The sequence below is a fragment of the uncultured Cocleimonas sp. genome (assembly GCF_947495625.1).
In the GTDB taxonomy this organism is placed as follows: domain Bacteria; phylum Pseudomonadota; class Gammaproteobacteria; order Thiotrichales; family Thiotrichaceae; genus Cocleimonas.
This window is the reverse complement of sequence record NZ_CANLZW010000011.1, coordinates 26,718-41,435: the sequence shown is the minus strand read 5'-3', so window position 1 is coordinate 41,435 and position 14,718 is coordinate 26,718. Positions and strand designations below refer to the sequence as shown.

Here is a 14,718-nt window from a genome sequence, read left to right as displayed (position 1 = left end):
TTTGGCTTTTATGAATGACTGACTGATTAAGATCAGGCAACGCCGTTAGCTAAGAGCAGATTTTATTAATTGTTGGTTTAATCGGTCGAGTCTTTCAGGCGTTCCAATATCTTGCCAATCACCATCAAAGTGTTCACCCGTCACTTGCTGAGTTGTCATCGCGTTGCGCAACAAAGGCGCAAGCGGATGTTTGCCTGGCACTAAATCTTTAAATAAATCAGGGTGATAATAGCCGATGCCACTAAAGGTAAAAGCATTGTCACCGCCATCCGCAACGATATTTTCTGTAAGAGTGAAATCTCCTTCGGGATGTTGTGGCGGATTATTGACTAAAACGAGATGAGCAAGTGTGTCATCTTTAAGTGGATTTTCAGTTGAATAAGGAAAGTCACACCAGACATCGCCATTCACTACCAGAAAAACCTTATCACCGAGTAAAGGTAACGCTTTTAGAATACCGCCAGCGGTTTCCAGAGCGCCTTCTTGTTGCTCGTCTGAATAATGCAAAGACACACCAAATTCAGCACCATCACCAAGAGCTTCTGGAATTAAGTCGCCAAGCCATGCGATATTGATGACGATATCTTTAAATCCGGCACGTTGCAGATTTTCAATATGCCAAACAATCAGAGGTTTGCCGCCAACGTCTAGCAACGGTTTTGGCGTGTGATCAGTCAAAGGGCGCATGCGGGTTCCATGGCCAGCTGCTAGTATCATCGCTCTCATTATTTTTTTGCAGTCCCAATCTTTTCGGGAGTCTGCCATTCCGTAAATAGATTAGCGAGTGGACGCGTCATAGGGTATTTATTCGCAACATTCATAAAGTACTCAAGCGTCAGCGGTAAATCATTGAGGTAATTAGCTTTACCATCACGATGGTTCAATCTGGCGAAAATACCCAATACTTTTATATGGCGTTGCATGCCCATGTAATCGAACCATTGGCTGAAAGTTTCATCACTAACATCGTGGATTAAACCAGCTGCTACTGCATCTTTTTTAAAGGCTAATGCCCATTCGCTAACTTTTTCAATCGGCCACTTGATATAGCAATCGCGTAAAAGTGAAACGAGGTCGTAAGTCACAGGGCCAAGTACTGCATCCTGATAATCAATCACGCCAGGATTAGCGTTTTCGGTAATCATTAGATTGCGCGAATGATAGTCACGATGTACAAATACTTGAGGCTGTTGCAGTACCACAGCGGTAATCGAATGGAGTGTTCTGTTGATGATTTTTTGCTGTTCATCGCTAGGTGTGATTTCTAAATGTGTATTTAAGAACCACTCTGGCATTAACTGCATTTCTTGTAGCAGTAGGGCATCATCGTATTCTGGTAGACCGTCTGTATCCGCTTGCTGGATTTTGATCAGGCATTTGAGCGCGTCACCGTAAAGCAGATCAGCTGTTGTATCATTCAATTTATCTAAATATGGGGTATTGCCAAAGTCTTCAAGCAATAAAAAGCCTTGTTCTAGATCCTGTTTGATAATTTCTGGTGCGTGAACTACGGCATTTCGAAGACGCGTTGTAACATCAATAAACGGGGTGCAGTCTTCCTGTTCAGGAGGCGCATCCATTGCAATGTAGGTTGTTCCATTCTCCGTTGCGTCAATGTTAGAGACTCTAAAATATCTACGGAAGCTGGCATCAGCAGAAGCAACTTCAATCGTTGCAGTTGGCCAGTCTTGATGAACCCATTCGGTGAGTTGTTGCAGGCGTGTATCGGTATTCATTAATTGAGGTGATTACCTGGATGAGCGTTAAAAAATGGGTTAAAAGTAGGGGGGTGACCTTAGATCTAAATATATCCATATCCTTAATTTAATAAGGATATGGAGTAGTTTTGTCTTATTGGAAATACAGATATTGCTTCTAAGCTTCTTTCATTCCAAGCTTTTTGAAAAATATTGCCGGAGGGCAAAAGCCTGTGAACGCTGATTGAATCATGTTTGCACCAATAAAAACGGTGAACCAAATGAAGTTAGGGTGGACAAAATAAGTTAGCGCAACGCTAATCAAAACCATTACACCTGCAAAAGCAGTTACAGCACTATTAATTGTCATAGTATTTCTCCAAAATTATTTAGATTACAAAGTAAATTCGAGATCTTTCAGTGTAGAGAAAGACCTCGCATAGTAAATATTCTAAACAACTCTATCAGGTACGTTGAGCTATATATTAAACGCGTTTTTCTACTTCAGTATAATCACGCGGCAATGCACCATCATAAAGCTGTCGCGGGCGTCCAATTCTAGATTCAGGATCTTGAATCATTTCGTTCCAATGTGAAATCCAGCCAACTGTTCGAGACATAGCAAAGATTACGGTGAACATATTTAATGGAATGCCCATTGCAAGCAATATAATACCCGAATAGAAGTCCACATTGGGATATAGATTACGAGATACAAAGTAGTCATCCTCAAGAGCTATGCGCTCAAGTTCCATCGCTGTATCTAATAGTTCTTCGTACTCGTTTCCAGGCCCAAGATGTTCGATTAATTCGTGACAAGTTTCACGAATAATCGTAGCGCGTGGGTCGTGGTTTTTATAAACACGATGCCCGAAGCCCATTAAACGGAACTGGTCGTCTTTGTCTTTTGCACGGTCTACATAGTAAGCAACATCATTATCTGAATCGACAATATCAAGAAGCATTTTGATTACAGCTTCGTTTGCACCACCATGAGCAGGTCCCCAAAGCGAAGCGATACCTGCGCAGACCGCCGCAAAAGGATTTGCTTCAGAACTACCCGTAAGTCTTACGGTAGATGTCGATGCGTTTTGCTCGTGATCTGCATGCAAAATCATAATCAAATCAAGTGCTTTTGCGTAATATGGGTCTGGAGTGTATTCCTCAGTTGGCATACTAAACATCATGTACAAGAAGTTTTCTGCATAACCTAAATGGTTTTGAGGATAGGTGAAAGGTAAACCACTCGCATAACGATAACTCCATGCTGCGATAGTTGGCATTTTTGCAATTAACTGATGTGCTGCGATCATGCGGCTTTTCGCATTTCGTATATCTATACCTTCATGATAGAAAGAAGATAAAGCACCAACTACACCCACCATGATAGCCATAGGATGAGAGCGGCGTCTAAAACCGCTGTAGAAACGTTTTACCGCTTCATTCAACATTGTGTGATGAGTGATCACATGAGTGAATTCCATTAACTCTTCGGTATTTGGAAGCTCGCCATGAAGAAGCAAGTAACAAGTCTCTAGAAACGTGCTCTTATCGGCAAGTTGCTCAATAGGGTATCCGCCGTACTGCAGGATTCCTTTTTCTCCATCTAAAAAAGTAATAGAGCTACGACAGCTGGCAGTAGATAAGAAGCCAGGGTCATACGTAAAGTAACCCAGACTGCCATAAAGGGCTCTAACATCAATAGTAGGAGTGCCATTACTAGGTCTAAGAATCGGTAATTCGACTGTTTTTCCAGTGGAGTTATCTGTAACTGTGACTGTTTCTTTCTTTTCCATGTGTTTACAAATTGGCCTTAATTGAGTTAATAGGATGATTAGAATTACGGATGAATTATAGCTTAAAATATTGACGTAGGTGGTCTCATCATAAGTTATATACGTTATCATGAGCGATTAGGATGTTAAATGAAGAAACTATGAAAAGGTTAATAATTGGAAGTTTGTTTTTTGCGCTATTAGGTTTCGGTGCTCTAAAACTCATGTTTAGCGGGGTTGAGGTCAAATACAAGGCGGCATTACCATGGCAAGTGAGTACTAAAGCAGACGGAACAACGCACATTCTGGGTGTCGATATTGGTGATGCAACATTCAAAGAATTAATGTTTAAGCTTAAACTTTTAGCAGAGCCCGCATTGTTTGAAGCACCCAATGGCGACTTATCGCTGGAGGCATACTTTGGAAAAAAGAAATTTGGTGTATTAGAAGCGCGTTTAGTGGTTGAAATGGATGCCGATGAAGCGCTATTAAAGAAAATGCTAAAAGAGCAAATGGGTAGAGATTCAACGCCAAGCAATCACTGGAAATACAGTTTAAGTGTCGAAAACACCAAGCTTGCGAATGATTTACGCGTATGGCGCCTTATTTACTTGCCAATTACTGATTATGAGCCAAAGCAAATGAAGTTTTTTGGTGAGCCAGATGAAAAAATTCAAGTGAGTGAGACGGCGCAATACTGGCTATACCCAAATCGTGGCATGATATTGCTGTGGGATACTGAAGGTAAAGAAATCTTCTATTATGTGGCAAATAAGGATTTTGATAGGCTGAAGAAATCATTGCCTATGGAAGCACAAATACAGCGTTACTAAATGAGCAATCAACAAATGCCATTCTGGGAAGAAAAAAAATTAACAGAAATGAATCGCGATGAGTGGGAAAGCCTCTGCGATCATTGCGGCAAATGCTGCCTGTTAAAATTACAAGATGAAGACAGCGAGAATGATGATGCAGAATCAGTGTATTACACTGATGTTGTCTGTGATCTTTTCGATAAAAATGACGGACACTGCACTGACTACTGGAATCGAGAAGTGCTCGTGCCTACTTGTATCAAACTTACACAGGATAACCTGGATGATATCGAATGGTTGCCTCCAAGCTGTTCCTATAGAAGAATACTCGAAGGTCGAGGATTGGAAGATTGGCATCATCTGATTTCCGGTGATAAAAATACCATTCACGAAACGGGAAATTCTGCAGTTGGCAGAGTGGTCTTTGAAAAAGATGTGGATGAGGATGAATTAGAGGAGCATATTGTCGAATGGCCGCTGAATTAACATCTGTTCGCCTGGATAAATGGCTCTGGGCATCACGCTTTTTTAAAACCCGCAGAGATGCCGTCGAAGCTATTAGTGGTGGAAAAGTGCATCTCAATGGCGCGCGCGTTAAACCGTCGCGAAATGTTCAAATCAACGATAAATTAGAGATCACCCGTAATAACGAAAGATATCAGGTTACTGTTGCGGGTTTAAATGACAAACGTCGTCCAGCAAAAGAAGCGCAACTTCTCTATGAAGAAGGCGAAACGAGTATAAAAGCCAGAGAAAGTGAACGCGAAATTCGTCGTTTAAATAATGCCAGTGTGACAAGACCTGATAAAAAACCAAATAAAAAAGAACGCCGTCAAATGGATAAATGGCGCGGTCAGTAATTGGCAAATAATATTATCATCTTGAAAATTTAAAAGCGCATCTCCTGCGACTTATCTATCAGAAAAATAAAATTTTTCTAAAGCAGAAAGCATATAAAATATTTGTATAATAATAAATTCATCCTATCTTTGAGATCTATTGAGTCCACTTTTATGAAAACTTGTGAAATTAGCTCATTTTTACGTATCTTTTTTGTCATATCATTTTTGATAATTAGTCCTTTGGCCTCTGCTGAAACAAACTGGCAATCAGTTGCTCGACTAATGGACGAACAAAAGTTTAATGCAGCTAGCGATCAGGTAGACACCTTATTAAAAAAATTCAAAGCCGCTAAAAACAATAATCATTGGCGACAGGCTTTGGTGTTGGGAACGACATTAAAGCTAAAGACTGATCCGATTGAGGAAACTGCTAAGTATCTAACGAATCAACAATGGCCTAATGACAAAGACTCTAAACTTTTGTTGAATTTATATCTTGCCAAGGTGCTCACCCAATACGTAAAACAAAACCATTGGGAAATTCATAACCGGGAAACGATTAAATCCAAAAAGAAAATAGGCATTGAAAAAAAGACCATAGAACAGATAAACGCAGACATTAATTTAACCTTTAAGGCTGCCTATCAACTCGCACAATCAAGACCAAATGATGCTTTGGGCTCATTGAGTTTAGAGGGGCTTAAGGCCAAAAATCTTTATTTCATCAACTCGGATTATCCTTTAAATGTTCGCGGTGGAATAAAGGATACGATTGCGTATTTATGGGTAGAGCATTTATTAGATAGCAGTATGTGGAGCATCGCTGAGCAAGGTCAAAAAGCCAAACTAGCTCTAAATGAATTACTTTCCCCAGTATTATTTATCAATCCTGCTGATACAACAAAACACCCCTTACTTAGGGCAGTGAGCTTATTAAATCAACTGGAACAACAGGAGCTTTAGCGCAATCGTCCTGAGGCGGCACTGGAAGCATACAGAGTAAAGATTAATACAATTGCAGCACACAAAGGAGATCCGGATAAAAAGCTCTTGATGGAAAAGTTACGTGCACGTATTGATGCTGCAGATAAGGGGCTGCCATGGACTAATATGCTGCGAAATGATTTAGCGCAAATGATTCGCAACACAAATACGCCTGATGCAAATATTAGAAGCATTAAGCTGCTTAAAGAATGTTTGTCTTTGCATAATAAACAAAAAGTCACTAGGAGCTGTCAGGCACAACTTAATCTCATTCAAAAACCAGAACTTAGTCTAGCTTCGATGAAGGTAGATGGTTTAAATAAACGTTCAGTTCTGATTAATCATGCCAATATCGACAAAGTGTATTTTAGAGCGTGGAAGTTAAATAAGAATGAAGCCATTCTTGAAGACAACCGTGAATATATCGAAAAATTAATCAAGTCTAAAAGAAAAGCGCACGTGGTGTGGGAGACTCAATTACCTCCTACTAAGGACTACCGCACACACAAAACTTTTCTAACGCCTCCTCTTAAAACAAAAGGCTATTGGTTAATGGCCGCATCTTTAAAAGTTGATTTTTCATTAACTGATGAAAAAAATGTAATCGCAGGAAATGGACTAAATGTATCTGGCTTTGTAATAGATGCGAGTGCCTCTGAAAAAAATGTGACAGTAAGAGTCTATGATGGTGAAACGGGTAAGGTCGCATCAGACGTTAATGTCGAACTGTGGAGCAATAATTATAGAACGCCGTATAAAAAAATTGATAGTGGAGTAACCCTTAACGACGGCAGTGTCCGTTTTGCTAAAAAATCAAGTGATAGATATCTTGTTGTAGCCCAAAAAGGTGATGACTTCTCTTTAGTTAGCAATATCAATCGTTACTATGGTGGCGGCGATGCAAACCTGAGTAACGCATTAGTTTTTACTGAGCGCGCTATTTACCGCCCAGGGCAGAAAATAAAATGGAAGATCATTGCTTACAACGGTAATACAGACACAGGAAAGTATCGCGTTGCGCCAAACAAAAAAGGTACAGCGACACTATTCGATGCGAACGGCAAAGAAGTACAAAAAATTGATATTACCAGCAATCAATATGGCTCAGCTTCAGGTGAATTTACGGCCAAAACAGGATTGCTTTTGGGTAACTGGAGTATCAGAACATCATTTTCTGGTTATAAGGGTATTCGTGTAGAAGAATATAAACGTCCTACTTTCGAGGTGAAAATTAAGAGCACAAAAGATAGCCTGCGTTTAAACCAATGGGCAGAGGTAACTGGTTCGGCTCGTTATTACTTCGGCCAGGCAGTGACAGATGGCAAAGTGAAATGGCGCGTTGAGCGACAAGCATTCAGCCCCTGGCAACACCACTATCTGGGCAGAGAAGTTAAAGCTCTCAATGTCGCATCGGGCGATATTGCTTTAGATGCTAAAGGTGAATTTTTAATTAAATTCTTACCTAAAGAAGTGAGCTTTCCTCGACGAACGGTAGGCAATAAGAACAATGAAATTATTCATCGATACATTATCACTGCAGATATTACGAATGCTGGTGGCGAAACACGGAGTATCAGCAAAACACTTAATATAGGAAAAACCAGTATTAGGGCGTCTATTAATACAAACCAGACTTACAGTGAGGCTGGCAAGCCATTTGATTTATCTTTTCAGCGTGAAGATTTAGACGGAACACCAAGAACAGGCAGTGGTTTTTGGACCTTACAGAAAATTCAACAGCCGAACAAAATATTATTGGGTCATGAAATTCCTGCACTCATAGAAAAACAACTGATACCTTACGCCACAGATGGCGATAAGCTCAAGCCACGCTGGGAAGGAGCTGTAAATTATGATAATCAAATTGATAACTGGAAAGTCGCTTCAGTTATTCAGAAAGGCGGACTTAGACACAAACAAGATGGCACTGCAGAGTTAAAACTAACAATCCCTCAAGCTGGTTTGTATAAATTAAAATACACTACTAAAGACAAAGCAGGAAAGCTGTTCGAAACAAGCAAAAACCTCACCGTTGCAGGCAAGAAAAATATGCCTCTGATGTTGCCAGCAGTTCTAAAAACGCAAGCTAATAGTGTTCCAGTCGGTAGCAATGTGGAGTTACTTGTCGGCTCTGGATTTTCTCAACAGCCTTATAGTTTAGATATCTATCGTGGCAATACTTTATTAAAAAGAAGAGTATTTAAAGGCGGTGTTAAGCAATTTAATTTCCCTGTAAAACGTGAACATCAGGGCGGCTTATCTTTTGTATTAACCGCTGTAAAAGACTATACGGTATTTACTAAAAAACAATCTATAAGTGTTCCATGGAAAAGTAAAAACCTTAATGTCACGCTGTCTAGTTTCAGAGACAAATTAACACCTGGTGCAAAAGAAACATGGCGCATTAGCGTGAAAGACTCGAATAATAAGCCACTAGAAAAGGGTGCTGTTGAAATCCTCGCTTCGATGTATGACAGAAGCCTGGATTTATTTGGTGAACATTATCCTGCGAGTGTTGCTTCCCTTTACGGCGCAAAACATATGAATTTACGAATCAGCAATAATTTGGGTGCGGCATGGAGTAACTTCAATAAAAATTATGTTTTAGATAATACCTTTACAGGATTCGAGGGAGCAGTACTCAATGATTTTGACTATTTAAATAATAGTACTTCAACACCATTTACTCACTATCACCGTGCAATTCCTGGGTGTACAAAAGCAATTAGGCATACGCATAAATATTCTAAGAGGAATCATCAGCATAAAGTTAATTGCCCTGGGCAAATGGGACACACAGAAGCAGGCGAACCAATGCCTGCTCCGATGATGGCTCCAGCTCCAGCGCCAGCATCTAAAAGAATGGCAGCTCAACCTCAAGTAGATGTCCATGCTCTGCAACGTAAACTAAAAGCAGCTGGCTACTATAATGGACCTGTTAATGGTGTTGTTGATGCCGATACCCGTGCGGCATTACAAAAATTCATGCAGAGAGATGATGATGGAGATCCTGACGCCCCCAAAGACGACAATGTTTCCTCTTTGGATAATATTAAATCCCGCACAAACTTCAATGAAACGGCCTTCTTCTATCCACACTTAATTCTCGAAGAAAATGGTTCTGTAGCATTTGAATTTGAAGTCCCTGAATCACTCACCGATTGGAAAGTATGGGTATCCGCAATTACCAAAGATTTGCGCGGTGGAGACCTAACTGCCTATGCAAAAACTACCAAAGAACTCATTGTGAGACCGTATTTGCCGCGATTTTTACGCGCTGGCGATCAGGCAAATATTGAAGTACTCGTTAACAATACTGGTGAGAAACCATTAACAGGTCAGATGGACTTTGATGTATTGGATCCTGCGAGCAAAGAGTCTTTAGCAAAAAGCTTCCAGCTAACAGATAACAAACGTAATTTCACCGTAGCTGCCGGACAAAGCAGTCGCTTACGCTTCCCGATCAAAGCGCCGAAAGATTTGGGTGTGATTGCGATAAGAGCTCGAGCTAGTGCGAGCAATGGAAAGGAGCAATTTGGCGATGGCGAACAGCGACCGCTGCCGGTTTTACCTAGCCGTTTGTATTTAAGCCAAAGTCGTTTTACCGCCTTAAAAGCTCAATCTACTAAGCAATTGAGTTTCCCTGAATTAGCGGCTAATAACGATTCTACTTTGAATAATGAGAATCTGGTCGTAACGATTGATGGCCAGCTTCTTTATTCTACCTTGAACGCCTTACCCTACTTGGTAGATTACCCCTATGAATGCACCGAGCAGACACTAAATCGTTTCCTCTCGACTTCAATGGTAAGCTCGATATTCGCAAGGCATCCTGCATTAGCGACGTTAGCTAAAGATATGTCGAAACGAGATAGTCGCTTAGAACAATGGAATGCCGTCGATAATGACCCAAACCGTAAAATGCTATTGGAAGAAACACCGTGGTTGAATCGCGCAACGGGAACTAAAAGCATCGAGAATATGCAACGTATTCTCAACCCTGAAGTCGCTAAAGACCAATACCAGCAGGCATTGAAAAAACTGCGTAAGGCACAAAATGAATCAGGAGCTTTCCCTTGGTGGGAAGGCGGGCAAGACTCGACTTACATCACTACTTATCTGTTACAAGGCTTCTCTCGTGCTTTAGAGTTTGATGTCGATATACCTAAAGATATGGTGCAAAAAGCATGGGGGTATTTGGATAAGCATTATGCGAAAGACTTTAATGCCAAGATAAAACAAAACACCGCTGAAGTGGTGCTGATCAACTATGTGCTTTCTTCATACCCAGACAAAAGCTGGCAAGGTAAAGCGTTCAATCAAAATAAACGCAATCAAATGTTGAATGAGAGCTTTAAGCAATGGAAAAAGTTATCTCCATTATCCAAAGCTTATTTATCATTGAGCTTGAAACGAGCAGGCAGAGTAGATAACGCTAAGCTGGTATTTGGCAGTATTATGGATGCCGCAAAAACCACCGAAGAACTAGGTACTTACTGGCCCAAACAAGACCGCAGTTGGTATTGGTATAACGATGATTTAGATACACATGCATTTATGTTGCGCGCCTTAATGGAGCTAGACCCTGAAGATTCACGTCGTCATGGTTTGGTGCAGTGGTTGATGATGAATAAAAAATTAAATCATTGGAAATCAACCCGAGCAACCGCCGAAAGCATTTATTCGATGGTGCATTATTTAGATAAAGAAAATCTGCTGGGCAAAGAAGAAAGAGTGCAAATTAACATTGGTAATTCGCTTTCAGAAACCATGGTGTTTGCCCCAAATGAATACGTTGGCTCTAACAATAAAATCGTCGTGAAAGGTGATGATGTAAAACCTGATATGGCGAATATTCGTATCGCTAATAAAAGCGACTCACTGATGTTTGCCTCTGCAAACTGGAACTTTTCTACTGAAAAACTCCCCGCGCAAGCACAAGGAGATTTCTTTAGAGTGAATCGCTCTTTCTTTAAGCGCGTGAAAAAAGGAAATGATTGGCAGTTACAGCCTTTAGCCGAAGGTGCAACGATTGCGGTCGGCGATCAATTGGAAGTTCAACTTAAGTTATTTGCAAAAAATAATGCAGAGTTTGTACATTTACGTGCACCTCGTGGAGCAGGGTTTGAACCAGAGTCTCAACAATCAGGCTATCGCTGGGGAAATGGAACGGGCTATTACGAAGAGATTCGTGACAGCGGCGCAAACTACTTTTTTGACCAACTAAGAAAAGGGGAATATACCTTTAAATACCGTTTGAGAGCATCAACCTCTGGGCAGTTTAGAGTTGCACCAGCGAGTGTTCAAAGTGTCTATGCGCCAGAGTTTAGCGCTTATTCAAGTGGGCAACGCCTATTAATAAAATAAGTACTCATAGCCAGGTAATACGATGTATCTGAGTCAATCCAATATCGATGAATTACGCGATAAAGTAGAAAATGGTGGAGGATTTCAAGTAGCCATTGTGCCGATGCAATCTGAAACATTCCTTAATGTTAAGTTAGCAACAGACAATCTTTATGAGGAACTCACTCAGGCAGGACTATCGGTAATAGTCGATGATCGAAAGCAGAAACCAAATAATAAATTTGAAGTGATTGAGTTTCTGAAAATACGACATCGCGTGGTTATTTCTAGCCGCAGTATTTCTGCGAAAGTATTTGAATATAAAGATTTAGATACTGATGAATTTGAGAAAATAGCTCAAACTACGGCGATTGAATTTCTTAAACAAAGGGTGTTTGACGCTAATAATAATTAGGTTTATAGTATTTGAAAGGCGCCGATTTGATTATCAGCTTGCAGGCGCAAAAGCACTAATTGGTCAAAGTCGTTGATTTATACAGACTAAAAACCGCTCATTTTCTCCAACAAAACATCCAAAATAGAATAACTATTCTGGCCTTTTTGTTTGAAGAACTGAACAATTTTTATCACCGTCTAAATTCAACTTATTTGATCAGCTATTACTTTTAAATTTTGCTAAAGCGCGGTCAATGAATGTTAAATAACCTGCTTTAGTCATGACTACGCGGGTTTTTTTGTGCCTGCTGTAGTCTGATGTATATATAACTTTCGCTAAAGCTGATAAATAATAATGGATTAGACAAGCAGATGGATAATAAATTGGACGAATTTGAATTTGATACTTTAGCGATTAGAGCAGGGCATCAACGTAGTGATTTTCAGGAAAATGGAGAGGCGATTTTCACCACTTCAAGTTTTGTGTTTAAAAGTGCAGAAGAAGCAGCAGCACGTTTTGGTGGTGATGAAGAAGGTTTCTTCTACTCACGTGTTTCAAACCCTACAATCAAGTGTTTTCAAGATCGGTTAGCAGCGCTGGAAGAGGGTGAAGCATGTGTTGCAACGGCATCCGGTATGGCAGCGATTTTAGCTACGATGCTTGGCGTGTTGAAAGCAGGTGATCATGTTGTTAGTTCACGTTCTATTTTTGGTACAAGTACGGTCCTATTTACAAAATATCTAGAAAAATTTGGTATCGGTTTTGATTTTGTCGAGCTGTCAGACCTAGAGGCCTGGAAAAAAGCAATTAAGCCAAACACACGTATTCTATTTGCAGAAACTCCATCAAATCCGATAACTGAATTGGTCGATATTCCAGCACTTGCGAATATCGCTCATAGCAATAATTGTTTATTGGTTATCGATAACTGTTTTTGTACGCCCGCTTTGCAAAAGCCATTAAAGATGGGGGCTGATATTGTTATTCATTCCGCTACCAAATACCTCGATGGTCAAGGTCGTTGTCTGGGTGGAGCAGTGGTTGGTAATAATAAAATCGTAGGCGAAGATATTGCAGGTGTATTGCGAACCGGCGGTGTTTCGATGAGCCCATTTAATGCGTGGGTATTTACCAAAGGTTTAGAAACGCTTAGTCTACGTATGAAAGCACATTGTGAAAATGCAATGAAGCTGGCTGAGTGGTTAAACAAGCAAGATGCCGTAGAGCATGTTTATTATCCGGGGCTAAAAGATCATCCCCAGCATGAGCTAGCCAAAAAGCAACAATCTGGTTTTGGTGGCATTGTTTCTTTTGTTGTAAAAGGCGGAAAAGAAAATGCGTGGAAAGTTATAAACAATACTCAGTTGCTATCAATTACGGCGAATCTGGGTGATACCAAAAGTACCATTACGCATCCGGCTTCCACTACGCATGGACGTTTATCTCAGGAATTACGAGATGAAACTCAGATTTCTGATGGTTTAATAAGAGTATCAGTAGGTCTTGAAGATATTCAGGATATACAGAATGATTTGGCTAGAGGCCTGATTTAGTTCGTATTTGTAAAATAGACACCCCCCTACTTATAGGCACTTTTTAAGGAAGTCATTTAGTATGAATAACCACCAAGAAAATCTATTAGCGATATTTCACGCTGCTTTATCATCAGTGGAAGGTAAGACTGTGGTGAGTAACGAGCTGGAAGCTGATAATGACCCTTATCCATATCCTGCGGAATTTCATGTTATCGCTATTGGAAAAGCAGCAGATTCAATGTACCAAGGTGTGCCTCATGATCGGATTAAATCTGCGTTAGTTATTTCGAAGCATGGACATATCAGCACAGCAGTCGAGCAAGATACTAAAGCAAGATGCGTTGAATCAGATCACCCTGTGCCCAGAGAAAACAGTATTAAAGCGGGAGAGGTCTTGTTAGATTTCCTTCGAGAATTACCAGAAGGAGAACCTTGTTTATTTTTAATATCAGGTGGTGCATCTGCACTGGTTGAGGTTTTAAACGAGGGGTGGGATTTATCCCAATTGCAGGAGCTGACGGATTACTTGCTGGCTAATGCCTACCCTATCGACCAAATTAATTCTATTCGACGTCGCTTATCTGCAATTAAAGGGGGCGGACTTTGGCGCTACCTTAACGGAAGGCCAGTAAATTGCCTGATGATTTCTGATGTGCCAGAAGATGATCCCGAAGTTATTGGTTCAGGTTTGCTATTTCTCGTTGATGAGAAAGAATTGCCTGACCTTCCTGAGCGTTGGAAGGATAAGTTGAATAAAATAAAGGCCCCAATGTGGGGGGGTGACTTTAACTGGAAGATAATAGCTTCTTTAGAGATCGCCAAAGAAGCAGCTGCCGTAAAAGCAAAGTCACTAGGTTATTCCTGTAAAGTGGTTCCTGATTTTCTTGAGAATGAAGCCTCGGAAGCTGCGATTAATTGTGTCGATACTTTGAAAAAAGAAGTGGGAATATTAGTAATTTGGGGTGGTGAAACAACGGTAAATTTACCCAGTAACCCGGGAATGGGCGGCAGGAATCAACATCTTGCGCTGACAGCTGCCAAATATATGGCAGGGGAAAATGAGTGTTATCTACTCGCAGCAGGCACCGATGGAACTGATGGTTTGACTGATGCTACAGGAGCAATAGTTGACAATCAGACCATAGAAAAAGGCTTATTGAAAAACCTTGATGCAGCTGATTATCTAAATAGGGCAGACTCACACTCCTACTTTAAACAAACAGAAGGTCTCATAACAACGGGAGCAAGTGGTACCAATGTGATGGATTTAGTGATTGGTATTTGTCCCAATTAAAGTCTTTTTTCGATCAAGGGCAAACAAGGAGGC

12 protein-coding genes are annotated in these 14,718 nt (G+C 40.6%); 8 read left to right on the top strand and 4 right to left on the bottom strand.

Annotated elements, in window-relative coordinates; all coding sequences use genetic code 11:
- Positions 1 to 45: 45 nt before the first annotated feature.
- The 4 genes from murU to Q1A31_RS07930 all read right to left on the bottom strand — a co-directional run bounded on the left by murU (position 46) and on the right by Q1A31_RS07930 (position 3,493).
- Positions 46 to 726 (bottom strand): N-acetylmuramate alpha-1-phosphate uridylyltransferase MurU, encoded by a 681-nt coding sequence (gene murU / locus Q1A31_RS07945; protein ID WP_299874864.1) that lies wholly within the window; start codon positions 724 to 726, stop codon positions 46 to 48.
- Positions 726 to 1,736, bottom strand: a complete 1,011-nt coding sequence (locus Q1A31_RS07940; protein ID WP_299874861.1) for an aminoglycoside phosphotransferase family protein — start codon at positions 1,734 to 1,736, stop codon at positions 726 to 728. The genes murU and Q1A31_RS07940 overlap by 1 nt, the downstream gene beginning before the upstream one ends.
- A gap of 139 nt (positions 1,737 to 1,875) precedes the next feature.
- Positions 1,876 to 2,067 (bottom strand): DUF2892 domain-containing protein, encoded by a 192-nt coding sequence (locus tag Q1A31_RS07935; RefSeq protein ID WP_299874859.1) that lies wholly within the window; start codon positions 2,065 to 2,067, stop codon positions 1,876 to 1,878.
- A gap of 115 nt (positions 2,068 to 2,182) precedes the next feature.
- Positions 2,183 to 3,493: a citrate synthase gene (locus Q1A31_RS07930; protein WP_299874855.1), complete on the bottom strand. Its 1,311-nt coding sequence runs from the start codon at positions 3,491 to 3,493 to the stop codon at positions 2,183 to 2,185.
- Positions 3,494 to 3,633: 140 nt separating this feature from the next.
- On the opposite strand from Q1A31_RS07930, the gene Q1A31_RS07925 reads away from it, so the two are divergent.
- The 8 genes from Q1A31_RS07925 (at position 3,634) to Q1A31_RS07890 (ending at position 14,685) form a co-directional block, all read left to right on the top strand.
- On the top strand, positions 3,634 to 4,305 hold the full coding sequence (locus Q1A31_RS07925; protein WP_299874852.1) for a hypothetical protein: 672 nt from the start codon (positions 3,634 to 3,636) through the stop codon (positions 4,303 to 4,305).
- Positions 4,306 to 4,773, top strand: a complete 468-nt coding sequence (locus tag Q1A31_RS07920; protein ID WP_299874849.1) for a YcgN family cysteine cluster protein — start codon at positions 4,306 to 4,308, stop codon at positions 4,771 to 4,773. It begins immediately after the preceding gene.
- A complete protein-coding gene (locus Q1A31_RS07915; protein ID WP_299874846.1) occupies positions 4,758 to 5,147 on the top strand; it encodes an RNA-binding S4 domain-containing protein in 390 nt (129 codons plus the stop codon). The genes Q1A31_RS07920 and Q1A31_RS07915 overlap by 16 nt, the downstream gene beginning before the upstream one ends.
- 153 nt (positions 5,148 to 5,300) lie before the next feature.
- Positions 5,301 to 6,092 carry a hypothetical protein gene (locus tag Q1A31_RS07910; protein ID WP_299874843.1) on the top strand — a complete coding sequence of 264 codons (792 nt, stop codon included), beginning with the start codon at positions 5,301 to 5,303 and terminating at the stop codon, positions 6,090 to 6,092.
- Between the two features lie 90 nt (positions 6,093 to 6,182).
- Positions 6,183 to 11,480, top strand: coding sequence for an alpha-2-macroglobulin (locus Q1A31_RS07905; RefSeq protein ID WP_299874840.1), 5,298 nt, complete (start codon positions 6,183 to 6,185; stop codon positions 11,478 to 11,480).
- A gap of 22 nt (positions 11,481 to 11,502) precedes the next feature.
- The gene (locus tag Q1A31_RS07900; RefSeq protein ID WP_299874837.1) at positions 11,503 to 11,874 is read left to right on the top strand and encodes a His/Gly/Thr/Pro-type tRNA ligase C-terminal domain-containing protein; all 372 of its coding nucleotides are present in this window, start codon (positions 11,503 to 11,505) and stop codon (positions 11,872 to 11,874) included.
- A gap of 353 nt (positions 11,875 to 12,227) precedes the next feature.
- Positions 12,228 to 13,409: an O-succinylhomoserine sulfhydrylase gene (locus Q1A31_RS07895; RefSeq protein WP_299874834.1), complete on the top strand. Its 1,182-nt coding sequence runs from the start codon at positions 12,228 to 12,230 to the stop codon at positions 13,407 to 13,409.
- 61 nt (positions 13,410 to 13,470) lie between these two features.
- The gene (locus Q1A31_RS07890; RefSeq protein ID WP_299874831.1) at positions 13,471 to 14,685 is read left to right on the top strand and encodes a glycerate kinase; all 1,215 of its coding nucleotides are present in this window, start codon (positions 13,471 to 13,473) and stop codon (positions 14,683 to 14,685) included.
- The last annotated feature ends 33 nt before the right edge of the window (positions 14,686 to 14,718 follow it).